Here is a 24,954-nt window from a genome sequence, read left to right as displayed (position 1 = left end):
TTGGTACGGGCAGCCCGGCCTGGGCCGGGCTTGATGGCGAAGGTCAGGAAGCCAGAATCACCTTCACTTCGAAGATTTCCACTTCAAAGCTCAGTGTCTTGCCTGCCAGCGGGTGATTGAAGTCGATGGTGACCTGATCATCATCGAAAGCCTTCACCACGCCGGGCAATTCGGTATTGGCGGCGTCGTTGAAGATCACCAGCAACCCTTCGGACAGTTCCATTCCCACAAACTGCGAGCGTGGCATGATCTGCACGTTTTGTGGGTTGGGCTGACCAAAGGCGTTTTCCGGCGGAATTTCCACGGTCTTACGATCGCCCGCCTTGAAGCCGAAAATCGCCATTTCGAAACCGGGCAACAGGTTGCCGTCACCAACCTTGAACGTGGCCGGAGCCTTTTCGAAGGTGCTGTCGACGGTATCGCCGTTTTCCAGACGCAGGGCGAAGTGCAAGGTGACCTGCGTATTCTGACCGATGCGCAGCTCACCAGACGAGCCTTGAGTCGAAGACTGCTCAGTCATTGACGGTTTCTCCGGTTTTCTTGCTCTTGAACATATCCAGCGCCAGCATGATTGCGCCGACAGTGATCGCGCTGTCAGCGACATTGAACGCCGGGAAGTACCAGCGGTTCTGCCAATGGATCAGAATGAAGTCGATCACATGGCCCAGCACAATACGGTCGTATAGGTTGCCCAGTGCGCCGCCAAGTACCAACGCCAGTGCAACAGCCAACCATGTATCGTCGCGCACCAGACGCTTGAGCCAGACGACCAGCACGGCACTGACCACAATGGCGATCAGGGCAAACAACCAGCGCTGCCAGCCGGCACCGTCTGCCAGAAAACTGAAGGCAGCACCGGTGTTATAGGCCAGGGTCCAGCTGAAGAAGTCCGGAATCACAATGATCTGCTGGTACAGGCTCAAGGCGTTCTCGAAGTAGTACTTGCTGGCCTGGTCAATGACCAGAACCAGCACGCTCAACCACAGCCAGGCCAGACGGCCAAACGAGGTGTCAGGCATAGTGACGGACCTCGCCTGCACCGCTGATGTTGTCTACGCAACGGCCGCAGATTTCCGGATGCTCAGGGTTTACCCCCACATCCTCGCGATGGTGCCAGCAACGGGCACACTTGGCGTGGCTGGACTTGAGCACTTTGAGTTTCAGGCCCGCGACCTCGGTAACCACCGCATCAGCCGGAGCAGACACCAATGGAGCAACGCTGGCAGTCGAAGTGATCAGCACGAAGCGTAGTTCGTTGCTCAGCTTCGACAGATCGGCGATCAGCGAATCTTCAGCGTACAGGGTCACTTCGGCCTGCAGGTTGCCGCCAATCGCCTTGGCCGCGCGCAGGTTTTCCATTTCCTTGTTGACCGACGTCTTCACCGCCATGATCCGTTCCCAGTAGGCGCGGTCCATTTCGAAGTCGGCAGGCATTTCAGTCAGGCCTTCATACCAGGTGTTGAGCATCACCGATTCGTTGCGCTCGCCTGGCAGGAACTGCCATAGCTCGTCGGCGGTGAACGCCAGGATCGGCGTGATCCAGCGTACCAGCGCTTCGGAGATGTGGAACAGTGCGGTCTGGCAGGAACGACGCGCGGTGCTGTCGGCAGCCGTGGTGTACTGACGATCCTTGATGATGTCCAGATAGAACCCACCCAGCTCCTGCACGCAGAAGTTGTGGATCTTCGAGTACACGTTCCAAAAGCGGTATTCGCCGTAATGCTCTTGCAGCTCGCGTTGCAGCAGCAGCGTGCGGTCAACGGCCCAACGGTCCAGCGCGAGCATTTCTTCGGCCGGCAGGATATCGGTTGCCGGGTTGAAGCCCGACAGGTTGGAGAGCAGGAAGCGCGCAGTGTTGCGGATACGACGGTAAGCATCGGCGCTACGCTGCAGGATCTGGTCGGAAACCGCCATTTCGCCCGAATAGTCAGTCGCCGATACCCACAGGCGCATGATGTCCGCACCCAGCGAGTCGTTGACCTTCTGCGGTGCTACCACGTTGTTCAGCGACTTGGACATCTTGCGGCCGTTCTCGTCGACCACAAACCCGTGGGTCAGCAGCTCGCGATACGGTGCGTGGTCGTCCAGCATGCAACCGGTCAGCAGCGACGAGTGGAACCAGCCACGGTGCTGGTCGGAACCTTCCAGATACAGATCGGCACGTGGACCGCTTTCATGGCCCATCGGATGCGAACCGCGCAATACGTGCCAGTGCGTGGTGCCCGAGTCGAACCAGACGTCCAGGGTGTCGGAGATCTTGTCGTACTTGGCAGCCTCGTCACCCAGCAGTTCGCTGGCGTCCAGCTTGAACCAGGCTTCGATGCCCTCTTTCTCGACACGCTGCGCCACTTCTTCCATCAGCTCGACGGTGCGTGGGTGCAGGTCGCCGCTTTCCTTGTGCAGGAAGAACGGAATCGGCACGCCCCAGTTGCGCTGACGCGAGATGCACCAGTCAGGACGGTTGGCGATCATTGAATGAAGACGCGCCTGGCCCCACGCCGGAACGAACTCAGTGTCTTCGATGGCCTTGACCGCACGCTTGCGCAGGGTCTCGCCGCTCTCAGGCTGTTTGTCCATGCCCACGAACCACTGCGCGGTGGCGCGGTAGATCAATGGCGATTTGTGGCGCCAGCAGTGCATGTAGCTGTGGCTGATGGTTTCGGTGTCCATCAGGCTGCCGACTTCGACCAGCTTGTCGATGATGTTCTGGTTGGCCTTGAAGATGAACTGGCCACCGAAGAACTCCAGAGACTCGACATACACGCCGTTGCTCTGCACCGGGCTGATGATGTCGTCGTTGCTCAGGCCGTACTGCTTGCAGATATTGAAGTCGTCTACGCCATAGGCAGGCGAGGAGTGAACGATACCGGTGCCGGCACCCAGCTCAACATAGTCAGCCAGATAGACTGGCGACAGGCGGTCGTAGAACGGGTGGCGGAAGTTGATCAGCTCCAGCGCCTGACCGGTGGTGGTCGCGATGACCGTGCCTTCCAGCTTGTAACGGGCCAGACAGCTTTCGACCAGTTCGGCGGCCAGTACCAGCAGTTTGTCGCCGACATCGACCAGCGCGTATTCGAACTCGGGATGAACGTTCAGCGCCTGGTTGGCAGGGATCGTCCACGGTGTGGTGGTCCAGATCACGATGGAGGCAGGCTTGCCTAGCGCGGGCAAGCCGAACGCCGCCGCAAGTTTTGCCTCATCGGCGATCAGGAACGCGACGTCGATGGTCGAGGACTTCTTGTCCTGATACTCGACTTCAGCTTCAGCCAGTGCCGAGCCGCAATCGAAACACCAGTTGACCGGCTTGAGGCCCTTGAAGACGAACCCGCCCTTGACCATCTCGGCCAGCGCGCGGATTTCCCCGGCTTCGTTGGCGAAGTTCATGGTCAGGTATGGATTGCTCCAGTCGCCCAGCACACCCAGGCGGATGAATTCTGACTTCTGGCCTTCGATCTGCTCGGACGCATAGGCGCGGCACAGCTCACGCGTACGGTCTGCGGAGAGGTTCTTGCCGTGGGTCACTTCAACCTTGTGCTCGATCGGCAGACCGTGACAGTCCCAACCCGGCACGTACGGGGCATCGAAGCCCGCCAGGGTCTTGGAACGCAGGATCATGTCCTTGAGAATCTTGTTGACCGCATGACCGATGTGAATATTGCCGTTGGCGTACGGAGGACCGTCGTGCAGGACGAACTTGGGACGATCCTTGCCAATCTCGCGCAGCTTCTGGTACAGGCCAATGCTGTCCCAGCGCTGCAGAGTTTGCGGCTCGCGCTGGGGCAGGCCGGCCTTCATAGGGAAGGCGGTGTCCGGAAGGTTTAGCGTGGCTTTATAGTCAGTCATTTCAGGCTCTTGTTTAGCGGTTAGCCATGCCAATGGGCACGGGCGGCGGCGACGTCCGCATTGATCGCCGTCTTGAGCGCCTCCAGTGAGGCGAAACGCTGCTCATCACGCAGCTTGTGGTGGAAAGCCACCGTCAAACGCCGGTCGTAAAGATCGCCGGCAAAATCCAGAAGGTGCACTTCAAGGTGGGCACTGCCATCACCCGCTACCGTCGGGCGCACACCGATGTTGGCGACCCCCGGCCAGGTTTTGCCATCGATTTCCGTGCTGACCAGGTAAACCCCGCTCAACGGCACACGACGACGCTTGAGTTGCACATTGGCGGTGGGCGTACCCAATTGACGCGCCAGCTTCTGACCATGCAATACCCGTCCAGTGATCTGGAACGGACGACCAAGCATGCGTTCGGCCAGGGCAAAATCCGACGCAGCCAAGGCCTTGCGTACCTTGGTACTGCTGACCCGGATGCCATCTATTTCAACGGTCTGCGCCGCTTCTACAGTAAATCCATACGTCGTGCCGGCCTGTTGCAGGAAGTCAAAATCGCCAACCCGGTCAAAACCGAAGCGAAAATCGTCGCCCACTTCGAGGTGCTGAACGCCGAGGCCGTCGATCAGCACGGTTTCGACGAAACTCGCGGCACTCAGCTTGCACAGTCGCTGATTGAAGGACAGGCAAAGTACCCGGTCAACGCCTTCGGCACTCAGCAGCTCGAGTTTGTCACGCAGTCGGGCCAGACGTGCCGGAGCGGTCTCGGGAGCGAAGAACTCACGCGGCTGCGGCTCGAAAATCACCACACAGCTGGGCACACCCAATTCGACGGCACGCTCGCGCAGACGCGCCAGGATAGCCTGGTGGCCGCGGTGAACGCCGTCGAAATTGCCAATCGTGGCGACGCAGCCCCGATGTTCGGGGCGCAGGTTGTGAAGGCCTCTAACCAGCTGCATAACGCACTTCTTGCTCATAAAGTGGCCGATTATAACCACACACGGCCGTGGGCGACAGGCAACACACCAAGACCGGATGAAGGTTCTTGGCGTGGCCCCAGAAAACAACGATCAAACCGGGCCTACATAATGGCCTTGCGGGCGAAATCCCTCAGGCGAAAGCCCAGCAACAGAAGCATGGCGAAGTAAGTCACGACACCCGCCGCAACCAGCGCACCCAGACGCAGAAAGCGCTCCAGCATATGACCTTCGTCCCACGCCGGCATGACGTGCATGAGCCCGAGCAGCACAGCCGACATCACCGCAACAGCCACCACCAGCTTAAACAGAAACACCGTCCAGCCAGGTTGCGGCTGAAACAGATCCTGTTTGCGCAGCTGCCATAACAGCAACCCGGCGTTGATACACGCCCCCACACTAATGGCCAGCGCCAGACCGGCATGTTGCAAGGGCACGATGAAGGCCAGGTTGAGCAACTGAGTCACTATGAGGGTGAAGATCGCGATTTTCACCGGGGTGCGGATATTTTGTTGGGCATAAAAGCCGGGAGCCAGCACCTTGATCAGGATGATCCCCAGCAACCCGACTGAATAGGCAACCAGAGCACGCTGGGTCATGGCTGAATCAAGCGCATCGAATCTACCATACTGGAACAACGAAACGGTCAACGGCTCGGCGAGCAACCCCAGCGCCAATGTGCAAGGCAGGACCAGCACGAAACACAGTCGCAGCCCCCAGTCGAGAATCCGCGAATATTCCTGACGATCGCGCTGCGCGTAGGTTTTCGACAGGATCGGCAGCAGGATCGTACCCAGCGCAACACCCAGTACGCCGGAGGGTAATTCCATCAGACGGTCGGCGTAGTACATCCATGACACCGAACCGGCGACAAGGAACGAGGCAAATATCGTATTGATGATCAGAGAAATCTGACTGACAGAAACGCCAAGGATGGCGGGCAGCATCTGTTTCATTACGCGCCAGACGCCGGTATCACGCAAATTCAGGCGCGGAAGTACCAGCATGCCGATCTTTTTCAGGTGTGGCAGTTGGTAGAGCAGCTGTAGCAGGCCGCCGACCAGCACCGCCCAGCCCAGCGCCATGACAGGGGGATCGAAGTACGGGGTCAGAAAAAGCGCGAAGAAGATCATGCTGACATTGAGCAGCGTCGGCACGAACGCAGGCACCGAGAAACGGTTCCAGGTATTGAGGATCGCCCCGGCCATCGATGACAGGGAGATCAGCAATATATAAGGAAAGGTCACCCGCAGCAGGTCCGAGGTCAGCGCAAACTTCTCCGGGGTGTCGACAAAGCCGGGCGCGGTGGCCCAGATCACCCAGGGTGCAAAGATCACTCCGAGCAGCGTCACCAGCGCCAGCGCCAGGGTCAGCAACCCGGTGACGTAAGCGACAAAGGTGCGGGTCGCCTCCTCCCCTTGCTGGCTCTTGTATTCCGCCAGGATAGGCACGAACGCCTGGGAAAAAGCGCCCTCTGCGAAAATCCGGCGCAGCAGGTTGGGCAGTTTGAAAGCGATGAAGAACGCATCGGTGGCCATTCCGGCTCCGAAAGTGCGCGCGATGATGGTGTCGCGAGCAAAGCCCAGAACCCGGGAAACCATGGTGATAGAGCTTACGGCGGCGAGTGACTTGAGTAGATTCATTGAAAGAGTTGTGCGCCTTGGCAAAGGATGGGCGATTAAGCCCGCCATTTATGCGATACTTCGCGCCGCAAAAACGCCCGAAGCAAAGGCCGCGAGTTTACAGGTCACAGGCCGGAAATAAATCCTCCGGTCAAATGTAGCAACCACTCAGCGGAACACCTTAACTGCCCTTGACAAGACTTCAACTCATCGGCATGATTCGCGGCCTATTTTGTTTGCTATTTCACAAAGTCTTTCGAGGAGCTCGACGGTGGCCAACACACCTTCCGCCAAAAAACGTGCAAAACAGGCTGAGAAGCGTCGCAGCCACAACGCCAGCCTGCGTTCCATGGTTCGTACCTACATCAAGAATGTAGTTAAAGCCATCGACGCAAAAGACGCAGAAAAAGCGCAAGCCGCTTATGTTCTGGCTGTTCCTGTTATCGACCGTATGGCCGATAAAGGCATCATCCACAAGAACAAGGCTGCTCGCCATAAAGGTCGTCTGAACGGTCACATCAAGGCTCTGAGCCTTGCTGCTGCAGCCTAAGCGACCCGCTTGTTAAAAAACCGACCTCAGGGTCGGTTTTTTATTGCCTGCTGGAAAGTAGCCGGTGCAACGGAACTTGTGACGCAGAGCGTCACGACAGACATTCCCACGCTGGAGCGTGAGGAACGGTAATTCAACTATCGTGCGACGCTCCGCGTCGGCATGCCGTTCTGGACGCTCTGCGTCCACCCCTGAGCCACATCAAGGCGCGGGCGCGGTTGTCCATGGCAGGATAGGAATGGCGGTCACGGCATTCTGCGGGCTGCCTTCAATGACCCGGTCGCTATAGACCAGGTACACCAGCGCATTGCGCTTCTTGTCGAAGAAGCGCACCACCTGCATGGTCTTGAAGACCAGCGACGCACGCTCCTTGAAGACCTCATCGCCATCCTTGAGGGTTTCCTTGAAGCGGATAGGCCCGACCTGACGACAGGCAATGGACGCCTCGGCACGGTCTTCGGCCAACCCCAGACCACCCCTCACGCCACCGGTCTTGGCGCGCGACAGATAGCACGTCACACCGTCGACCTTGGGATCGTCAAACGCCTCGACCACGATGCGGTCGTTCGGCCCGACCATCTTGAACACCGTCGACACCTGACCGATCTCTTCAGCCGAGACCAACACCGGCATCAGCAACGCGGCCGCCAACAAACCTTTCATGAAGCGCATCAAATAGTCCTTTTTTGCAGCCTCGAGTCAGACGAGGATCAGGTTATCCCGATGAATCAGCTCAGGCTCGGCCATATATCCCAGCTCGCGCACGATGGATTCGGAAGAGTGACCAATGATTTTCTGGGCTTCGATAGCACTGTAGTTGCTCAGCCCGCGAGCGATCTCGCGACCGTCCGAGGCAACGCATACCACCATCTCGCCACGCCGGAAGCTGCCCTGGACCAGCTTGACACCCACCGGTAGCAGGCTTTTCTGATCCTTGGCCAGCGCCGCAACAGCGCCATCATCCAGCACCAGCGTGCCGCGAGTTTGCAGGTGCCCTGCCAGCCACTGCTTGCGCGCCGCGAGCATGCCGCGCTCGGGAGACAGCAATGTCCCCAAACGTTCGCCACCCTTGAGCCGCGCCAGCACGCGCTCTATACGCCCACCGACAATGACGGTATGCGCACCGGAACGCGCCGCCAACCGCGCAGCGCGTAACTTGGTCTGCATACCACCGCGCCCCAGTGCGCCACCTGTACCACCAGCCACAGCATCCAGCGCAGGGTCATCGGCGCGCGCTTCGTAGATCAGCTGAGCCTCCGGGTTGTTGCGCGGATCAGCGTCGAACATGCCGTCGCGGTCAGTCAGGATGACCAACAGATCTGCCTCGACCAGATTGGCAACCAGCGCCGCCAGCGTGTCGTTATCGCCAAAACGGATTTCGTCGGTGACCACTGTGTCATTTTCGTTGATGACCGGCACAACCCCAAGCTCGACCAGCGTGCGCAGGGTACTGCGGGCATTGAGGTAGCGCTTGCGGTCCGACAGGTCGTCATGGGTCAGCAGAATTTGCGCGGTATGCCGGCCGTGCTCGGCAAAACTCGATTCCCACGCCTGCACCAAGCCCATCTGACCGATGGCCGCAGCAGCCTGGAGCTCATGCATGGCGCTGGGTCGGGCCGTCCAGCCAAGACGGCTCATACCGGCAGCCACCGCCCCGGAAGACACCAGCACCAGCTCGACACCCGCCTCATGCAGCGCCGCCATCTGCTCCACCCAAACACCCATGGCGTTGCGATCCAGGCCCTTGCCATCCGCGGTCAGCAAGGCACTGCCAATCTTCACAACCCAGCGCTGGGCGCCCGTCACTTTGCTGCGCATCTTCTTCCAACCTTAGCCAGAGATTTTCAAATTCAGGATACAAAAACGCCGCTGACAATCGTAGCGGCGTTCAAGTTTACTTCAAGCGATCAGTCACGGACGTAAATGATTTCCGGACCGTCTTCATCGTCCACATCTTCTTCGTCCCAGTCATCGTCACCAATGTCATGCACGCTCTTCACGCCGCTGCGACGCAGTGCACGCTGATCATCCAGCGCCTGCAACTGAGCACGGGCTTCGTCTTCGATGCGCTGATCCAGCTCGGCCAGCTCTTCAGCATAACCAGGCTCCTCGGCGATACGCTGGCTGCGCTCTTCGAGGTAACGCATGATGTCGCGGGTCAACTGCTCGGTGCCTTCTTTGGCAATCGCAGAGATCACGTAAACAGGGCCGGTCCACTCCAGACGATCAACGATCTCCTGCTTGCGCGCTTCCTGCTCCTCTTCGAGGATCTGGTCACACTTGTTCAGCACCAGCCAGCGATCACGCTCGGCCAGCGACGGGCTGAATTTTTCCAGCTCGTTGACGATCACTTCAGCGGCATCCGGAGCACTGCTTTCATCCAACGGCGCCATATCGACGAGGTGCAACAGCAGGCGGGTACGCGCCAGATGCTTGAGGAAGCGAATCCCCAGACCGGCACCATCGGATGCACCTTCGATCAGACCTGGAATGTCGGCCACCACAAAGCTCTTCCAGCGATCGACACTGACAACGCCCAGGTTTGGCACCAGCGTGGTAAATGGATAGTCGGCGACTTTTGGCTTGGCAGCGGATACCGAGCGAATGAAGGTGCTCTTGCCAGCGTTTGGCAAGCCCAGCAAACCAACATCGGCCAGCACTTTCAGCTCGAGCTTGAGATCACGCTGATCACCCGGCTTGCCCGGCGTGGTCTGACGCGGAGCACGGTTGGTACTGGATTTGAATCGAGTGTTACCCAGACCATGCCAGCCGCCCTGGGCGACCATCAGACGCTGACCGTCTTTAGTCAGGTCACCGATGATTTCCTGGGTAGTGGCGTCGATGATGGTGGTCCCGACCGGCACACGCAGTACCAGCTCCTCACCCTTGCGACCCGTGCAGTCTGCGCTGCCGCCATTGGAGCCGCGCTCGGCATCGAAGTGACGGGTATAACGGTAGTCGACCAGCGTATTCAGGTTGACGTCGGCGACCATGAAGATCGAGCCACCATCACCACCATCACCACCGTTCGGACCACCGTTTTCAATGAATTTTTCGCGACGGAAGCTCATGCAACCGTTGCCACCGTCACCGGCTTTTACTCGAATGGATACTTCATCTACAAATTTCATAACGCACGACTCCCGCCACAGGGACGAGCAGAACCACATAAATTACATAAGACTCTTGCAAAAATGAGCGTTGCGATACCGATCAGAAACCAGCGACCCCAGGGGTCAACATCACAACAGCCCGCACAAACAGTTTTGCAAGAGACTCACCTGCCTCTCTACCTCTACAAACAAAAAAGCCCCGTCGCAAGACAGGGCTTTTAAGCAACTGCGTGATTACGCTGCGGAGACTTCAGTCTTCGGAACGATGCTCACGTAGCGGCGACCGAAGGCGCCCTTGACCTGAAACTTGATCACGCCTTCCACTTTCGCGAACAGGGTGTGATCCTTACCCATGCCAACGCCGTAGCCAGCGTGGAATTGGGTACCGCGCTGACGCACGATGATGTTGCCAGGAATGATAGCCTGGCCGCCATACATCTTCACGCCAAGGCGTTTGGCTTCTGAGTCGCGCCCGTTACGGGTACTACCACCAGCTTTTTTGTGTGCCATGAGTCAATTCTCCAAATGAGGATTAGGCTGAATTAAGCCTGAATACCTGTGATTTTGATCTCGGTGTACCACTGGCGGTGGCCCATACGCTTCATGTGGTGCTTACGACGACGGAACTTGATGATACGAACCTTATCGTGACGACCTTGCGAAACCACTTCAGCCACAACGGTAGCGCCAGCAACAACTGGAGCACCGATGTTGACGTCGTCGCCATTGCCAACCAGCAGAACGCGGTCGAAAGTGACGGATTCGCCAGTAGCGATTTCCAGTTTTTCAATTTTCAGGTATTCACCTGGGGCGACTTTGTACTGCTTGCCACCGGTAACAATTACTGCGTACATGGTATTTCTCCGAAAATCCTGCTCACCCAGCTCTTTATAAGAAGAGTATCGGCTGGCATGGCTGCATGGGGCTGGAACGGCCCGTTTGCATTGCGTAAGGCAGGTGCTGCCCAGGAAAGTTAGGGTGCGCGATTGTACGCAAGGCATTCGTGTGTTGCAAGAGGCGGGTCGTCATACCTTGACACGCTCTACCCCGCGACCTAGCATGCGGCGCAACCTATCCGGAGCACGTGTCGCTGATGCAACCCCAAGCCTTCTATCGCGCGGTGGCGGACGACTTTAGTGCCGTTGACCTTATCATCAAAAAGCAACTGACGTCGCGCGTACCGCTGGTCTCGAAAATCGGTGATTACATTACGTCGGCAGGCGGCAAGCGTCTGCGTCCGTTGCTGGTACTGCTGTGTGGCAAGGCGCTGGGCCGCGAAGGCGATGACCTTCGCCTGCTGGCCGCCACCATCGAATTCCTCCACACCGCAACCCTGCTGCATGACGACGTCGTCGACATGTCCGGCATGCGTCGTGGCCGATCCACCGCCAACGCACTGTGGGGCAATGCGCCCAGCGTGCTGGTCGGCGACTTCCTGTATTCGCGCTCGTTCGAAATGATGGTCGAACTGGGCTCGATGGAAGTCATGAGAATCCTGTCCAAGGCGACCCGTATCATTGCCGAAGGCGAAGTGCTGCAGTTGTCGAAGATTCGCGACGCCAGCACCACTGAAGAAACCTACATGGAAGTGATTCGCGGCAAGACAGCCATGCTGTTCGAAGCCTCGACTCACAGTGCCGCAGCCCTGTGCAACGCACCAGAGGTACAGAGCGAAGCGCTGCGCACCTTCGGCGACCATCTGGGCGTGGCTTTCCAGCTGGTCGATGACTTGCTGGACTACCGTGGCGATGCCGAAACCCTGGGCAAGAACGTCGGCGACGACCTTGCCGAAGGCAAGCCTACCCTGCCGCTGATCTACACCATGCGTGAAGGCAGCCCGGAGCAGGCCGCGCTGGTTCGTCAGGCGATCCAGAAAGGTGGTCTGGAAGATCTGGAAAGCATCCGCGATGCTGTGGAAAGCGCTGGAGCGCTGGACTACACCGCACAACTGGCCCGTGACTATGCCGCCCGCGCGATTGCCTGTCTGGACGCCCTGCCGCCCAGCGAGTACCGGGATGCACTGGTCGAGCTGAGCGAGTTTGCGGTCGCCCGCACACACTGACAGCCATCGCAGCCGAAAAGCCCGTCCAGCGTGACGGGCTTTTTATTACCTGCGCACAACGCCCATCGCGCTCAAGCACCTTAAGTATATGTAGCCAGCAAGTTTCTCCTGCATGAAATCCAGAAAACACTGAATCCTCAACGCCAGTCGCGAATTGCGGTAGTACACGGCATGAATCGGCTGACGATAGCCACTGTTGGCGCCCTTCAACAGACAGACCAGCCGCCCCTCGCGCAGGTCATCATTGGTCATGAAGTCGGAAAGACAGGCGATTCCCACGCCCTCCAGCACCAGATGGCGCAAGGTGTCACCGCTGGATGCCGAGATGACAGGCTTGATGGACAGGCGATCGCCCTCAGCGTGGCGCAACGGCCATTGATTGAGAGATTCCACGTGTGTGAAACCCACCAATACGTGTTGCGCCAGGTCTTCTGCAGTTTTCGGGGAGCCGTGGCGTTGCAGGTAAGCCGGGCTGGCGACGATATTCAGCAGGCAACTGCCCAGCGAGCGGGCATGCAGGGTCGAGTCAGGCAGCACGCCGATTCGAATGGCGATATCGGTGCTCTGCTCAAGCAGGTCGATGAACCAGTCATCACTGTTGAGCTCCAGTTCGATATCCGGGTAACGCTGACGAAACTCCGCCACATGCGGCACGATGCAATGCAGCATGAACGGTGATGCGGCATTGATACGCAAGCGGCCGGCGGGCGTCTGCCGGGAGGAAGAGAGCCTTTCTTCCAGGCTTTCCATCTGCTCAAGAATATGGCGGGCCCGTTCCAGAAAGAACTTGCCCTCCTCGGTCAGGTCCATGCGCCGCGTCGTGCGGTTGATCAGCGTGGTTTCAAGCTTGGCTTCCAGACGTGACAGGGTACGGCTGACACCGGAGGGCGTCTGGCCCATTTTCTCTGCCGCCGCGGAAATCGAACCGCTTTCGATGACCGAGACAAACACCTGCAATTCATCAGATCTGGCTTTCACTGTTGTCCCCTGCTCAACGCTCAGAGGATATTAGCGCTGTTCAGTGCAAAGGTTGCGCTTACTGCGCACCAAACACTTTGCCCAGGTGAGCCTCGTAACGCTGCACATCCGCTTCGATATTCGGCATTTTCATCACGTCCACTGCCAGAAACGTCGGCAGCCCGGTCATACCCAGAAACTCGTTGGCCTTGTGAAACGGGAAGTACACCGCGTCGACGCCCTTGGCCTCGAAGAAATCAGAAGCGTCATCGAAGGCTTTCTGTGGCGCATTCCAGGTCGCGGAAATCATGTATTGCTTGCCCTGCAGCAAGCCACCGCTGCCATACGTCTGCGACGCATCCGAACGGGTGCGGCCATCATTGGCGTACAGGCTGCCGTGCCCTTCAGTGAATACTTCATCAATGTATTTCTTCACGGTCCAGGGTGCGCCCATCCACCAGCCAGGCATCTGCCAGACGATGACATCAGCCCAGAGAAACTTCTGCACTTCCTCGGCCACGTTGTAACCGCCGTCAATGAAGGTTTCCTTCACATCAAAACCGGCGCGGTCCATGAACGCTACGCCCGCCTCGTGCAGGGTCGCGTTGTAGCGACCATCGGAGTGCGCGAACTGCTTGCCGCCGTTGAGGAACAATACTTTTTTCATGGCTGATCTCTCGCAACCCGACCCCGGCCGTCTTGAGGCTGAGGTGGAGGTGATTAATGGATGAGCAGAGAGTAAAGAGATGCGCGCCTGTGAGTAAGACAGCGAAGGGCAAAATACTCTTGCCTCACAGTCACGAATGGCGCGAAGACTATTGAGCGAAATGCGTGAGCGGATGAAGACAGGTTTACCTCATCAGGCTCAACCTTTTATCAGCAGGTGCAGCCCCAAAAGGCCCATGCCGATGAAGAACACGCGCTTGAACAGCACCGCACTGATTCGCTGGCGCAGCCGTTGCCCCAGCAGCATGCCCAACAGGGCCGGTATCAGCGCCAGCGTGGATGCGCCCAGTTCTGCGCCGCCCAGTGCACCGTTCCACGACAAGCCCGCGGCCAGCGCCAGCGTCGAAACAGTGAAGGACAAGCCCAGCGCCTGCACCAGTTGATTGCGCTCAAGCCCCAAAGCCTGCAAATAAGGCACTACGGGAATCACGAACACACCGGTGGCCGAAGCGATAACCCCGGTAATCAGGCCGCACAACGGCCCCAGCCAGCGCTCTTTGGCGGCCGCAACCTTGAAGGTCGGCAGCAATAGCCCGCTCAACGCATAAAGAAACAGCGCACCGCCCAATGCTCGTGTCATCGAATGACTGCCGCTCATGCCAAGCCAGAAAGCCCCGGCCAGAGTACCGATGAGAATCATGCCCAGCATCGGCCATAGCCGCTTCAGCAGCGGTCGCAGGTTTCCGCCCGTCGCCAGTTGCCAGACGTTGATGAAGGTCGATGGAATGATCAGCAGCGCCGCAGCCTGCGCCGGTAGCATGGCCAGCCCCAGCAAGCCCATCGCCACAGTGGGCAGGCCGAGGCCGATGACACCCTTGACCGTTCCGGCCAGCAGAAAGGTGCCGATCACCAAAGCCGAAAGGCCCCAGCCGAGGGTTTGATAGAAGTCGAAGATCGAATGCATGGCATCCCTGGCCAGGTTGATAAAGGGTGGGCCTAACGTTTGTCAGACCGCTCGCGCAAATAGTCCAGCACGTCCACCTGGTTGCCGGCGAACTCGATACGCGCCGCTTTGTGTTCGCGCTGATAAGCGTACATCGGGTCGTAATATTCGCCGAGCAGACCTTCGATCCAGCCCCTGTGCAGGTCAACCGTACCGCTACGCTGTTGCTCTTCCAGCGCTGTCTGCATAAGGCCTGACAGGCGCTGGTGACGCTCGCCGCCGAGGCGTTTGTGAATGTTGTTCAGGCTTTGCAACAGGCGCTCGGCAAACAAGCCAAAGCCCTGCTCTTCGCCCTTGACGGTGATGAACTCTGCACAGAGGTTGATCACATAGTCGTCGAGAATGCGCTCGACACGGTTCTCGAAGCTGTCTTCCAGCCAGACCATCGGGCAGCCCTGCATTGTTTGATGCAGCTCCAGCGGCACGTTGCAACTGCCGACCAGACGGCTTTCATCTTCCACGACGAATTGTTCGATACCGGCTGCACGCTTCTTGAGCAGGTCGATGGCCAGCCGGTTCTCGAAGTCGATCTGCGCCGGTTGCCCGGTGGCACGCTTGCCGAAGCTGGAGCCGCGGTGGTTGGCGATGCCTTCCAGGTCCAGGCTGTTGCGCAGCTGCGTCAACACTTCAGTCTTGCCCGTGCTGGTCATTCCGCCGAGCACGACGATATCGCACTCGCTCACTGCCTCGTGCAGGGTATCCAGCAGGAACGTGCGCATCGCCTTGTAGCCGCCAATGATGCGCGGGTAGTCGACCCCGGCATCCTTCAGCCAGCGCTGGACCGTCTGCGAGCGCAGCCCGCCGCGAAAGCAATACAGGTAGCCATCCGGATTGGCCTTGGCGAACTCGACCCACGCATTGACGCGTTCATCCTTGACCTGACCACAGACCAATTGATGCCCAAGCTGGATAGCGGCGTCCTGGCCGTGTTGCTTGTAGCAGGTGCCGACCTTCTGCCGCTCGATGTCGTTCATCAGCGGCAGGTTGATCACGCCAGGAAAAGCCCCCTTGGAAAACTCCACCGGAGCACGAGCGTCCATCATCGGCACGTCGTTGAGAAACAATGCGCGGTAGTCGCTGCTGTTGTCGGCCATCAGAACACCTCGACGGCGTGGGTCTATCGCTCACGCAGGGTGCCGATAGGGTTGAGCAGCAGACCCAGTTCGGCGGCCACGATCAGAAACTCGGCTTCACCTTCAGGGCTGACCGCGACCAGCAGACCGCCGCTGGTCTGCGGGTCGCACAGCAGGTCGCGCTGGGCATCGCTCAGCGCAGCGATCCTGTCGCCATAGCTTTCAAAATTGCGCAACGGGCCGCCCGGCACACAGCCCTCGGCAATGTAATGCTCGACGCCGGGCAGGCGCGGTACAGCGGCGTAATCCAGACGAGCGGTCAGGCCTGCACCATCAGCCATTTCAACCAGATGCCCGAGCAGACCGAAGCCGGTGACATCGGTCATTGCCAGCACCCCGGCCAGCTTGCCGAAGCGACTGCCCGGCTTGTTCAAGGTGCACATCCAGTCGCGCGCCAGACCGATGTCTTCATCGCGCAATTTCGACTTTTTCTCGGCAGTAGTGAGAATGCCAATGCCCAACGGCTTGGTCAGCTACAGCGTGCACCCCGCCTGGGCGGTGTCGTTGCGTTTCATGTGCTTCTTCTGCACCACGCCAGTTACAGCCAGACCGAAGATCGGCTCCGGCGCGTCGATGGAGTGCCCGCCCGCCAGAGGAATACCGGCCGCGTCGCAGACGGCACGGCCACCGCGAATGACTTCACGAGCGACCTCGGGTGGCAGCACGTTGACCGGCCAGCCGAGAATGGCGATGGCCATCAGCGGGTCGCCGCCCATCGCGTAGATATCGCTGATGGCATTGGTCGCGGCGATACGGCCGAAGTCGAACGGGTCATCGACGATAGGCATAAAGAAGTCAGTGGTCGAGACCACGCCGCGCTCGTCATCCAGCGCATAGACCGCTGCGTCATCACGCGAAGCATTGCCAACCCAGAGCTTGGGGTCGAGGTTCTGAGCGCCGCTGCCAGCGAGGATCACGTCCAGCACCTTGGGGGAAATCTTGCAGCCACACCCTGCTCCATGACTGTACTGGGTCAGGCGGATTGGCTCATTCATTGCGACACTCTCGGTTACTGGGAAACAGGCTGTGGAGTCTAGGGGCTGTTCCCTTATCAGCGCAAACCGCGTCGTGCGCCGATCGTGCACTCGGGCGATGAATCTGCCGAACTGGCCTTTCTCGCCATGCCTCTTATAATCCCCGCGCATCACCACCGAATCCTGTGAAGCGCCGCCTGCTCGTGCTGGCGGGCGTCACGTTATCCTTTTTCCGCTATTGAACCGGAGAACCTCCATGCTCAAGCGTACCCTGGCGCTCGCCGCCGGCCTTGCCCTGTCCTTCTCCGCCCTGACCAGCCACGCTGCCGACACCCTGCGCGTCTCGGCCATTCCCGACGAAGCGCCCACCGAACTGCTGCGCAAGTTCAAGCCGCTGGGTGCCTATCTGGAACAACGCCTGGGCATGAAAGTCGAGTTCGTTCCGGTCGCCGATTACCCGGCAGTGGTCGAAGCACTGGCCACTGACCGGCTCGACATGGCCTGGCTGGGCGGCTTCACCTTCGTTCAGGTCAACCTCAAGACCGGTAACGCCGTGCCGCTGGTACAGCGTGAGCAGGACGCCAAGTTCACCAGCAAATTCATAACCTCCGATCCGGACGTGAAAACCCTGGCAGACCTCAAGGGCAAGACGTTTGCCTTTGGCTCGGTGTCGTCCACTTCCGGCAGCCTGATGCCGCGTTATTTCATGCTCAAGGAAAACATCAAGCCGGAAACGTTCTTCAGCCGCGTCGCCTACTCCGGCGCGCATGACGCAACCGCTGCCTGGGTTCAGGCGGGCAAGGTCGATGCGGGCGTGCTCAACGCCAGCGTGTGGGACAAACTGGTCGCCAGCGGCAAGGTCGATACCAGCAAGGTTCACGTCTTCCAGACCACGCCAACGTATTTCGACTACAACTGGACTGTACGCGGCAGCCTCGACCCGGCGCTGGCGGCGAAGATCAAACAGGCCTTCCTTGACCTTGACCCGGCCAACCCGGAGCAGAAGGCAATCCTTGATCTTCAGGCTGCCAGCCGCTTCATCGAGACCAAACCAGAGAACTACAAAGGCATCGAAGAAGCCGCTCGCGCTGCCGACCTGGTGAAATGACCCTGCGTCTGTCCGGCATCGAACTGCGCCACAGCGACGGCACACTGGCGTTGCGCGGTCTTGATCTGAACATCGCTGGTGGCGAGCGGGTTGCGATCATCGGGCCGTCGGGTGCGGGCAAGACAACGCTGCTCAACCTGCTGGCCAGCGCGTTGCCGCCCAGTGCCGGACAACTGGAAGTGCTGGGGGCTGATCCCTGGCAGCTCTCCAGCAAACGCCGCCAGCGACTGCGCAGCCGCATTGCGCTGGTCCATCAGGCACCGCCGTTACCCGCGCGCCAGCGGGTCATCACTGCGGTGTCGGCGGGCAAACTTGGTCAATGGGGGCTGGGCAAAAGTCTGCTGAACCTGCTGCACCCACTGGACGTTTCTGGCACCCGCGAAGTGCTGGCACGTCTGGACCTCGCGGACAAACTGTTCGAGCGCTGCCAGCAGTTGTCTGGCGGGCAGCTGCAACGCGTTGGCATCGCCCGCGCCTTGTATCAGGCACCTGAACTGCTGCTGGCCGACGAGCCGGTTTCGGCGATGGACCCGCGTCTGGCCGATCACACCCTTGCGCTGTTATGCCAGCACGCCATCGAGCACCACGTGACGCTGGTCGCCAGCCTGCATGCGGTGGAGCTGGCGCTGGCGCACTTTCCGCGAATCATCGGGGTGCGCGACGGGCAAATTCACTTCGACCTCGCCGCAAACGAGGTCGACCGGCAGCATCTCGACACCCTGTATGCCAATGAACAACTGAGCCCTCAGCCTGCCCCGGATGTGTCTGAAACACCCTGGACGCCACGATGCTGACTCAGGATCAGCGCGACCCGGCGGCAACGCCACGCCTGTTGCTGACGCTGCTGGCGGTCGCCCTGCTCTGGCCGGGCATTCGTCTGGCCGAACTGAATCCGCTGGTACTGCTGCAAGCCGATAATGCGCGGACGATGGGCAGCTTTCTCGCTGGGTTCTGGCCTGTGGCGCACTCTGCAGAATTCCTCGGGCTGTTGCTGGAGGCGACATTGCAAACGCTGGCTATCGCCACGGCTGGCATCGCCCTTGCTCTGCTGCTGGCTGTACCGGCAAGCCTGCTCGCCAGCAAGGCGCTGTCCCTGTCGGCCGCCTCACGCGGCGGGCGTCCCGGCTGGCTCGGCCAATGCCTGCGCTGGCCGGTACGCGGCGTGTTGATCTTCCTGCGCAGCGTGCCGGAAATCGTCTGGGCGCTGTTGTTCGTGCGCGCGGTCGGCCTGGGTCCGACCGCGGGCGTACTTGCAATCGCCATCACTTACGCAGGCATGCTCGGTAAGGTATACGCCGAGATTTTCGAATCGGTGGACCAACGCCCGGCCCACGCCCTGCTTCAATCGGGCAGCGGACGCCTCGCCGCGCTGGCTTACGGCATCCTGCCCAACGCGGCAGCCGAATTGACGTCCTACACTGTGTACCGCTGGGAGTGCGCCGTGCGCGCTTCGGTGGTCATGGGTTTCGTCGGCGCAGGCGGACTGGGTCAGCAGATCGACCTGTCGATGCGCATGTTCGCCGGTGACGAAGTGGCGAGCATGCTGCTGACCTTCCTGCTGCTGGTGCTGCTCGCCGACCAGCTCAGCCGCCTGCTGCGCAGGCAGTTCACATGAAGCGCGCAGGCAATCTGCTGCTGGTGCTGGCGATGATTACGGCAGTGATCGCATCGTTTATGTACCTCGGCCTCGACCTCTTCACCCTGGGCAGTCATGACAACCTGACGCAGATGGGCCGTTATGCATTGCGCTTCATGAGCCCGGACCTCAGCAGTGAGCATTTGCAGGCAATCGGCAAGGGCGCTCTGGAAACTCTGGCAATGTCTGCACTGGGCACATTGCTGGCGGCCATCGCAGGTTTGTTGCTGGCATTGCCCGCTGCCGGTCGCCTGGGCTGGCCGTTGCGCAGCGTGAGTCGTCTGCTGCTCAATGCACTGCGTGCCATTCCGGAACTGGTGTGGGCCGTGTTGATGGTGCTGGCTGCCGGGCTCGACCCCAATGCAGGCACGCTGGCGCTGGCACTGCACACCACGGGCGTTCTGGGCCGTCTGTTTGCCGAAGCGCTGGAAAACACCGCGCCCGAGCCCGCCGCTGCCATTCGCCTGCAAGGCGGTAGCGCCTGGCAGGCATTCGGCTATGGCACCCTGCCCAACCTGTGGCCGCAGTTGCTGGCCTACACGCTGTAACGCTGGGAGAACAACATTCGCATGGCCAGCGTGCTGGGTTTTGTTGGCGCGGGTGGGTTGGGCCAGATGCTTTACATAAGTCTCAGCCTGTTTCAGGAAGCGCAGGCCAGCACCGTGATTCTGGCGATGCTGATCCTGGTGTTCGCCGTTGACGCGTTGAGCAGCTGGAGCAGACAGCGCTGGGTAAGCAACTGACCCGACACCAGAAACGAAAACGCCACGGTCCTGAAGCTCGGAACCGTGGAGTGATCAGCAGCGTGACTCAGTAGCCCAGTGACAACCCGGTGTTGCGACGCGGGTCGTTGGCACCGTAGAAGCGGTTGTTACCGACCGGTTTGCCGCCCAGCGAAGGCGCGCCGACCAGAATCGCTGCCACATGATTGAGTGGCTGCGGACCGGCAAACTTGTGGCCCCAGCTCTCAAGAATCTTCAGCGTGTCGGGGCTGACCGCGAAGGTATCGATGTTGGTCGCCTCAGGCTGCCATTGCTGGTGGAAACGCGGCGCATCCACGGCCTCCTGAATGTTCATGCCATAGTCGATGACGTTGAGCATGGTCAACAAGGTCGCGGTAATGATGCGACTGCCGCCCGGCGTGCCGACAACCATTACGGCCTTGCCATCCTTGGTGACGATGGTCGGGCTCATCGAAGACAGCGGCGTCTTGCCCGGCGCGATGGCGTTGGCTTCGCCCTGCACCAGACCATACATGTTGGGCACGCCGACCTTGACGGTGAAGTCATCCATTTCGTCGTTGAGAATCACACCGGTCTTGCTGGCCATCACGCCCGCGCCGAACCAGTTGTTCAGGGTGTAGGTCACCGAGACCGCATTGCCCCATTTGTCGACGATCGAATAATGGGTGGTGTTGCTGCCTTCGTGCGGCGCGACGCCCGGTTTGATCTTGTTCGAGTCGCCAGCCTTTTGCGGCTCGATGGCCTCACGCAGCTTGGCCGCGTACTTCACGTCCAGCAGGTGCTCGACCGGGTTCTTGACGAAATCGGGGTCGCCCAGATAGCTGTTGCGGTCTACGTATGCATGACGCATGGCTTCGATCTGATAATGCATACCCTGCGCCGAGCGGAAGCCCAGCTCTTTCATCGGGTAGCCCTCGAGGATGTTCAGAATCTGGCAGATCACCACGCCACCGGAACTTGGAGGTGGCGCTGACACCACGTGGTAGCCACGGTAGTCGCATTCGACCGGAGCCAGCTCGCGGGTCTTGTAATGATCGAGGTCGGCCTGGGTGATGATGCCCTTGCCAGCCTGGCTTGAATCGACCAGCGCCTTGGCGACCCAGCCCTTGTAGAAACCATCGCTGCCCTTATCCACTATTTCCCCATAATGTATTTTCTTGTCAACCTAACAAACCCGTCTAGTATGGGCACAAGAAAGAACTTAATGGTTACCAAACTCAATGACAATCATCAAATACTCAAGGTCACTACCCAACTACCCTCTCCAGTGGGTATCGGCGGAATCTGAGGAGATAATCGGAGCGCATATGGTCGCTGCAGACGCTTCGGACAGCCAAGCTCTACGCCTGATCGAGTGTGTCGCCCACGTGTCGGAGACACCACTGGGTGCGACCTGCCTGACTGATGGCACGATTGAAAAAGTGGTTGGATTGCTCGTGGCGGCCCTTAAAGACGGCAGCCTCGTAGATTTAGGCGCGCAGGCACGCCGCAGGTACATCAGAAAATTCACATCGCTACTCGTGCCTGATCCGAGCAATGACAGCTCATTCGACTCGGAGCACCTCTCAGACGGGGCTATAGAAGACTGGGAGCAGATGCTTGCTGCCTGTTCTAAAAACACTCTACGGTATTGGAATGGTTGGCCTTTGTTCAGCCGGAAGCGTCACACCAAGTACCTGAGCATCCAGCAGGTCTGGATTTCCCATGGCAGCGCCTTTGCAGAGCAAGTCTACGGAGCCCTGCACAGCTACTACCTAAAACAGGCAAGGCCCGCCATCGCGGTTCACAACAGAGTCCTCAATCACGTCGCCCTGAACCAAGAAAAATGGCCGGTAGAAGCGTTTCAAGACCCCGACCGAATGGGCGAGCTTTTCACGGACGTGATGAACGACTCGTTCCTGGACATGTATTGTTGCCGCTGACCGAAAACTGACCCAGTAGAGGCTGTTCTGCCGACTGAAAACTGACCCAGGTGTTCAACTGCTTCTGCTCACTTTTTGAGCAGGAGAACACAGGGTGATCAGCATGGAAATGTTGGGAAAAATCCGGCGGATGTACTTCCGCGACAAGCTCTCGCTGCATCAGATAGCCAAGCGTACCGGGCTGTCGAGAAACACCATCCGAAAATGGGTCAGAGCGCCCGAAGCCAATCAACCAGCGTACCAACGGTGCGCATCCTTCAATAAGCTCAACCCTTTTCACGAGACCTTAGAGCAGGCGCTCAAGGCTGATTCGTTCCGGCCAAAACACAACCGTAGGAGCGCCAAGGCACTTTTTGAGCAGATCAAGGCCGAGGGTTATGACGGCGGTTACAGCCAGCTCACGGCGTTTGTCCGCTCTTGGCGGTGCGAGCAAGGCAAGTCTGTACGCGCTTTTGTACCGCTGACTTTTGCCCTCGGTGAGGCCTTTCAGTTTGACTGGAGCGAAGAAGGCCTGCTGATCGGTGGCCTGTTTCGACGTATCCAGGTCTCCCATATGAAGCTGTGCGCAAGTCGCGCGTTCTGGTTGGTTGCGTACCCCAGTCAAGGCCACGAGATGCTGTTTGATGCCCATACACGTTCGTTTGGAGCGTTGGGTGGCGTGCCACGTCGCGGCATCTACGACAACATGAAAACGGCTGTCGACAAGGTTAACAAAGGCAAAGGCCGCACGGTCAATGCCCGGTTTTCCGTGATGTGCGCGCACTATCTGTTCGATCCGGACTTCTGCAACGTGGCCTCTGGCTGGGAGAAAGGCATCGTCGAAAAGAACGTGCAAGACAGCCGGAGGCGAATCTGGCTCGATGCTCAAAATTGCATGTTCCATACCTTCGAGGAGCTGAACGTCTGGCTCGGCCAACGCTGTCGTACGCTCTGGGCTGAACTTGTACATCCGCAGTACAACGGTTTGACGGTGGCAGAAGTCCTGGAGCTGGAGCAGGCTGAAATGATGCCGATGCCGACGGCCTTTGATGGCTACGTGGAACGCACCGTCCGTGTCTCTAGCACCTGCCTGATCAGCGTGGCGCGCAATCGTTATTCGGTGCCTTGCGAGCGTGTGGGTCAATGGGTCAGCAGCCGTTTGTACCCTTCGCGAATCGTGGTCATTGCCGACGAAACGGTGATCGCCAGTCACGAGCGCCTCTTTGATCGAGATCAGGTCGGTTTTGACTGGCAGCACTACATCCCACTCATCGAACGCAAGCCTGGTGCACTGCGCAATGGCGCTCCATTTGCTGATCTGCCAAAACCGTTACAGCTTCTTAAACGCGGACTGAGGCGTCACACCAACGGTGATCGAATCATGATGCAGGTACTGGCTGCTGTGCCCATCGCCGGTCTCGAACCAGTGCTGGTGGCGGTGGAGCTGGTACTTGAATCGGGAAGTCTGAGCGCCGATCACATCCTCAATGTCGTTGTGCAGATGGATCGCCGTGGTCTCCCGGCAGTCTTGTTTTTGAGTTGGTCAGGGGGCGTGCTTTGGAGTATAGATGTGCAAACTTCTAACAAGAATGCAGATAAAAGCAGGGTCAACATGCAAAAAAACATCACCTCCCTGGGGCTGTTGAACTGGGATGACCTGAAGTTTTTCCTCGAAGTGGCACGCACCCGTAAAGTCAGCAGCGCAGCCCGGCGCCTGGCCGTTGACTGCACCACCGTGTCGCGACGCATCAACTCGCTGGAAACCTCGCTCGGCACATTGCTGTTCGAAAAGTCGCGCAACAACGGCTTCATCATGACCGCCGAAGGTCAGCGCCTGCTGGGTTACGCCGAGTCCATCGAAAGCACGCTGCACATGGCCTACGAACAGGTTTCCGGGTCCAGCGTCGCGTTATCCGGGCATATCCGCATGGGCTGCACTGAAGGATTCGGCAGCTTTTTCATCACCCCGCAACTGAGCCACTTTCTCGACAGCTACCCGAGCATTTCGCTGGATATCCTGCCGCTGCCGCACTTCATCAGCCTCTCGAAACGCGAGGCAGACATCGTCATCGCCCTGGAGCGCCCGGAACACGGCCCCTACGTGTGTTGCAAACTCTGCGACTACAGCCTGCGCCTGTATGCGACCCAGGCGTATCTGGATAGCCACCCGGCCATCGAGCAAAAAGCCGACCTGAGCGGACACGTCTTCATCAGCTACGTCGACGATCTGGCGTTCAGCTCCGAGCTGCTGTACCTGAGCAACCTGCTGCCCAACGCCCAGGCACAGCTGCGCAGCACCAGCGTCATCGCCCAATACACCGCCGCGCTACAAGGCCGCGCACTGGCGATCCTGCCGTGCTTTCTGGCCGCCCAAGACCCGAGGCTGCTGCCGGTACTGGCAGAAGAAGTGAACATTACTCGGCAATTCTGGATGTATTGCCGCGAGGATTTGAGGAAGCTCAAGCGGATTACGTTGCTGTGGGATTACATTCGGGAAGTGACGGAGTTGAATAAGGGTTTTTTGTTGGGGGGAAAATTGCGCTGTCCGCTTCCTTCAGTGACAGATTTTCAAGGGATCAGGTGGCCTTTAGTAGCGGGGCAGACCGGAATTGGCGGTTTGTCACACGGATGCTGGTGAGACTGTCAGAAATTTTGTGTTCGGGCATAACATGTAGCTA

General features: G+C 59.1%; 20 protein-coding genes and 5 pseudogenes. 9 read left to right on the top strand and 16 right to left on the bottom strand.

Translation table 11 applies throughout. The features are described from left to right. Positions 1 to 43 precede the first annotated feature (43 nt). From FFH21_RS03630 to murJ, 5 genes are all read right to left on the bottom strand, one after another. The gene (locus tag FFH21_RS03630; RefSeq protein ID WP_011167653.1) at positions 44 to 520 is read right to left on the bottom strand and encodes a peptidylprolyl isomerase; all 477 of its coding nucleotides are present in this window, start codon (positions 518 to 520) and stop codon (positions 44 to 46) included. Next, positions 513 to 1,019: a signal peptidase II gene (lspA, locus tag FFH21_RS03625; RefSeq protein WP_011167652.1), complete on the bottom strand. Its 507-nt coding sequence runs from the start codon at positions 1,017 to 1,019 to the stop codon at positions 513 to 515. Before lspA ends, FFH21_RS03630 begins: the two co-directional genes overlap by 8 nt. Then, a complete protein-coding gene (ileS, locus tag FFH21_RS03620; protein ID WP_011167651.1) occupies positions 1,012 to 3,843 on the bottom strand; it encodes an isoleucine--tRNA ligase in 2,832 nt (943 codons plus the stop codon). The genes lspA and ileS overlap by 8 nt, the downstream gene beginning before the upstream one ends. A 20-nt stretch (positions 3,844 to 3,863) precedes the next feature. Beyond that, positions 3,864 to 4,790, bottom strand: coding sequence for a bifunctional riboflavin kinase/FAD synthetase (ribF, locus tag FFH21_RS03615; RefSeq protein ID WP_004659638.1), 927 nt, complete (start codon positions 4,788 to 4,790; stop codon positions 3,864 to 3,866). A gap of 122 nt (positions 4,791 to 4,912) precedes the next feature. After that, positions 4,913 to 6,451, bottom strand: a complete 1,539-nt coding sequence (murJ, locus tag FFH21_RS03610) for a murein biosynthesis integral membrane protein MurJ (protein ID WP_011167649.1) — start codon at positions 6,449 to 6,451, stop codon at positions 4,913 to 4,915. Between the two features lie 250 nt (positions 6,452 to 6,701). Between murJ and rpsT the strand changes: the two genes are divergently transcribed. Beyond that, a complete protein-coding gene (rpsT, locus tag FFH21_RS03600; protein WP_003344603.1) occupies positions 6,702 to 6,980 on the top strand; it encodes a 30S ribosomal protein S20 in 279 nt (92 codons plus the stop codon). A gap of 201 nt (positions 6,981 to 7,181) precedes the next feature. Here rpsT and FFH21_RS03590 read toward each other — a convergent pair whose 3' ends face one another. From FFH21_RS03590 to rplU, 5 genes are all read right to left on the bottom strand, one after another. Then, positions 7,182 to 7,652, bottom strand: coding sequence for a CreA family protein (locus tag FFH21_RS03590; protein WP_011167648.1), 471 nt, complete (start codon positions 7,650 to 7,652; stop codon positions 7,182 to 7,184). 27 nt (positions 7,653 to 7,679) lie between these two features. Then, the gene (proB, locus tag FFH21_RS03585; protein ID WP_011167647.1) at positions 7,680 to 8,798 is read right to left on the bottom strand and encodes a glutamate 5-kinase; all 1,119 of its coding nucleotides are present in this window, start codon (positions 8,796 to 8,798) and stop codon (positions 7,680 to 7,682) included. Between the two features lie 89 nt (positions 8,799 to 8,887). Further along, on the bottom strand, positions 8,888 to 10,111 hold the full coding sequence (gene cgtA, locus FFH21_RS03580) for an Obg family GTPase CgtA (RefSeq protein ID WP_002551973.1): 1,224 nt from the start codon (positions 10,109 to 10,111) through the stop codon (positions 8,888 to 8,890). Positions 10,112 to 10,327: 216 nt separating this feature from the next. Beyond that, positions 10,328 to 10,603 (bottom strand): 50S ribosomal protein L27, encoded by a 276-nt coding sequence (rpmA, locus tag FFH21_RS03575; RefSeq protein ID WP_002551972.1) that lies wholly within the window; start codon positions 10,601 to 10,603, stop codon positions 10,328 to 10,330. A gap of 32 nt (positions 10,604 to 10,635) precedes the next feature. Continuing rightward, complete coding sequence (rplU, locus tag FFH21_RS03570; protein ID WP_002551971.1) at positions 10,636 to 10,947, bottom strand: 50S ribosomal protein L21; 312 nt, start codon at positions 10,945 to 10,947, stop codon at positions 10,636 to 10,638. A gap of 239 nt (positions 10,948 to 11,186) precedes the next feature. Here rplU and FFH21_RS03565 point away from each other — a divergent pair, with 239 nt between their 5' ends. Continuing rightward, positions 11,187 to 12,155 carry a polyprenyl synthetase family protein gene (locus tag FFH21_RS03565; RefSeq protein ID WP_011167646.1) on the top strand — a complete coding sequence of 323 codons (969 nt, stop codon included), beginning with the start codon at positions 11,187 to 11,189 and terminating at the stop codon, positions 12,153 to 12,155. A gap of 45 nt (positions 12,156 to 12,200) precedes the next feature. On the opposite strand, the gene FFH21_RS03560 is transcribed toward FFH21_RS03565, so the two are convergent. The 5 genes and pseudogenes from FFH21_RS03560 to selD form a co-directional block, all read right to left on the bottom strand. Further along, positions 12,201 to 13,133, bottom strand: a complete 933-nt coding sequence (locus FFH21_RS03560; RefSeq protein ID WP_011167645.1) for a LysR family transcriptional regulator — start codon at positions 13,131 to 13,133, stop codon at positions 12,201 to 12,203. A gap of 58 nt (positions 13,134 to 13,191) precedes the next feature. Next, the gene (locus FFH21_RS03555) at positions 13,192 to 13,779 is read right to left on the bottom strand and encodes an NAD(P)H-dependent oxidoreductase (protein WP_011167644.1); all 588 of its coding nucleotides are present in this window, start codon (positions 13,777 to 13,779) and stop codon (positions 13,192 to 13,194) included. A 198-nt stretch (positions 13,780 to 13,977) separates the two neighbouring features. After that, on the bottom strand, positions 13,978 to 14,742 hold the full coding sequence (locus FFH21_RS03550; RefSeq protein WP_041924423.1) for a sulfite exporter TauE/SafE family protein: 765 nt from the start codon (positions 14,740 to 14,742) through the stop codon (positions 13,978 to 13,980). A gap of 32 nt (positions 14,743 to 14,774) precedes the next feature. Beyond that, complete coding sequence (gene mnmH / locus FFH21_RS03545) at positions 14,775 to 15,875, bottom strand: tRNA 2-selenouridine(34) synthase MnmH (protein WP_011167642.1); 1,101 nt, start codon at positions 15,873 to 15,875, stop codon at positions 14,775 to 14,777. A gap of 23 nt (positions 15,876 to 15,898) precedes the next feature. Continuing rightward, positions 15,899 to 16,909: pseudogene (selD, locus tag FFH21_RS03540) on the bottom strand (selenide, water dikinase SelD). Between the two features lie 235 nt (positions 16,910 to 17,144). Between selD and FFH21_RS03535 the strand changes: the two are divergent. The 4 genes and pseudogenes from FFH21_RS03535 to phnE all read left to right on the top strand — a co-directional run bounded on the left by FFH21_RS03535 (position 17,145) and on the right by phnE (position 20,375). Next, the gene (locus tag FFH21_RS03535) at positions 17,145 to 17,996 is read left to right on the top strand and encodes a putative selenate ABC transporter substrate-binding protein (RefSeq protein WP_011167641.1); all 852 of its coding nucleotides are present in this window, start codon (positions 17,145 to 17,147) and stop codon (positions 17,994 to 17,996) included. Beyond that, positions 17,993 to 18,790, top strand: a complete 798-nt coding sequence (locus FFH21_RS03530) for a phosphonate ABC transporter ATP-binding protein (protein WP_011167640.1) — start codon at positions 17,993 to 17,995, stop codon at positions 18,788 to 18,790. The genes FFH21_RS03535 and FFH21_RS03530 overlap by 4 nt, the downstream gene beginning before the upstream one ends. Then, positions 18,784 to 19,611, top strand: a complete 828-nt coding sequence (locus tag FFH21_RS03525) for an ABC transporter permease (RefSeq protein ID WP_004667304.1) — start codon at positions 18,784 to 18,786, stop codon at positions 19,609 to 19,611. The genes FFH21_RS03530 and FFH21_RS03525 overlap by 7 nt, the downstream gene beginning before the upstream one ends. After that, positions 19,608 to 20,375: pseudogene (phnE, locus tag FFH21_RS03520) on the top strand (phosphonate ABC transporter, permease protein PhnE). Before FFH21_RS03525 ends, phnE begins: the two are co-directional and overlap by 4 nt. Before the next feature lie 67 nt (positions 20,376 to 20,442). Here phnE and ggt read toward each other — a convergent pair. Next, a pseudogene (gene ggt, locus FFH21_RS03515) lies at positions 20,443 to 21,516 on the bottom strand (gamma-glutamyltransferase); the annotation flags it as partial. Positions 21,517 to 21,682: 166 nt separating this feature from the next. On the opposite strand from ggt, the gene FFH21_RS03510 reads away from it, so the two are divergent. The 3 genes and pseudogenes from FFH21_RS03510 to FFH21_RS03500 form a co-directional block, all read left to right on the top strand. Continuing rightward, entirely contained in the window at positions 21,683 to 22,297 is a 615-nt protein-coding gene (locus tag FFH21_RS03510) for a hypothetical protein (RefSeq protein WP_230383607.1), read from the top strand. 103 nt (positions 22,298 to 22,400) lie between these two features. Next, positions 22,401 to 23,798, top strand: a pseudogene (istA, locus tag FFH21_RS03505) (IS21-like element ISPsy20 family transposase); the annotation flags it as partial. Between the two features lie 90 nt (positions 23,799 to 23,888). Further along, a pseudogene (locus tag FFH21_RS03500) lies at positions 23,889 to 24,806 on the top strand (LysR family transcriptional regulator); the annotation flags it as partial. Positions 24,807 to 24,954 lie beyond the last annotated feature (148 nt).

It is taken from the genome of Pseudomonas sp. KBS0707 (assembly GCF_005937945.2).
Taxonomy (GTDB): Bacteria; Pseudomonadota; Gammaproteobacteria; order Pseudomonadales; family Pseudomonadaceae; genus Aquipseudomonas; species Aquipseudomonas amygdali.
This window is presented reverse-complemented; position numbering and strand designations above follow the sequence as displayed.

Coding starts and splice junctions, on each gene's coding strand:
- murJ (WP_011167649.1), bottom strand. CDS start 6,451: ATGAATCTACTCAAGTCACTCGCCGCCGTAAGCTCTATCACCATGGTT.
- FFH21_RS03525 (WP_004667304.1), top strand. CDS start 18,784: ATGCTGACTCAGGATCAGCGCGACCCGGCGGCAACGCCACGCCTGTTG.
- FFH21_RS03530 (WP_011167640.1), top strand. CDS start 17,993: ATGACCCTGCGTCTGTCCGGCATCGAACTGCGCCACAGCGACGGCACA.
- FFH21_RS03550 (WP_041924423.1), bottom strand. CDS start 14,742: ATGCATTCGATCTTCGACTTCTATCAAACCCTCGGCTGGGGCCTTTCG.
- FFH21_RS03510 (WP_230383607.1), top strand. CDS start 21,683: ATGGTCGCTGCAGACGCTTCGGACAGCCAAGCTCTACGCCTGATCGAG.
- ribF (WP_004659638.1), bottom strand. CDS start 4,790: ATGCAGCTGGTTAGAGGCCTTCACAACCTGCGCCCCGAACATCGGGGC.
- rpmA (WP_002551972.1), bottom strand. CDS start 10,603: ATGGCACACAAAAAAGCTGGTGGTAGTACCCGTAACGGGCGCGACTCA.
- lspA (WP_011167652.1), bottom strand. CDS start 1,019: ATGCCTGACACCTCGTTTGGCCGTCTGGCCTGGCTGTGGTTGAGCGTG.
- FFH21_RS03590 (WP_011167648.1), bottom strand. CDS start 7,652: ATGCGCTTCATGAAAGGTTTGTTGGCGGCCGCGTTGCTGATGCCGGTG.
- FFH21_RS03565 (WP_011167646.1), top strand. CDS start 11,187: ATGCAACCCCAAGCCTTCTATCGCGCGGTGGCGGACGACTTTAGTGCC.
- FFH21_RS03535 (WP_011167641.1), top strand. CDS start 17,145: ATGCTCAAGCGTACCCTGGCGCTCGCCGCCGGCCTTGCCCTGTCCTTC.
- mnmH (WP_011167642.1), bottom strand. CDS start 15,875: ATGGCCGACAACAGCAGCGACTACCGCGCATTGTTTCTCAACGACGTG.
- FFH21_RS03630 (WP_011167653.1), bottom strand. CDS start 520: ATGACTGAGCAGTCTTCGACTCAAGGCTCGTCTGGTGAGCTGCGCATC.
- proB (WP_011167647.1), bottom strand. CDS start 8,798: ATGCGCAGCAAAGTGACGGGCGCCCAGCGCTGGGTTGTGAAGATTGGC.
- rplU (WP_002551971.1), bottom strand. CDS start 10,947: ATGTACGCAGTAATTGTTACCGGTGGCAAGCAGTACAAAGTCGCCCCA.
- ileS (WP_011167651.1), bottom strand. CDS start 3,843: ATGACTGACTATAAAGCCACGCTAAACCTTCCGGACACCGCCTTCCCT.
- FFH21_RS03555 (WP_011167644.1), bottom strand. CDS start 13,779: ATGAAAAAAGTATTGTTCCTCAACGGCGGCAAGCAGTTCGCGCACTCC.
- cgtA (WP_002551973.1), bottom strand. CDS start 10,111: ATGAAATTTGTAGATGAAGTATCCATTCGAGTAAAAGCCGGTGACGGT.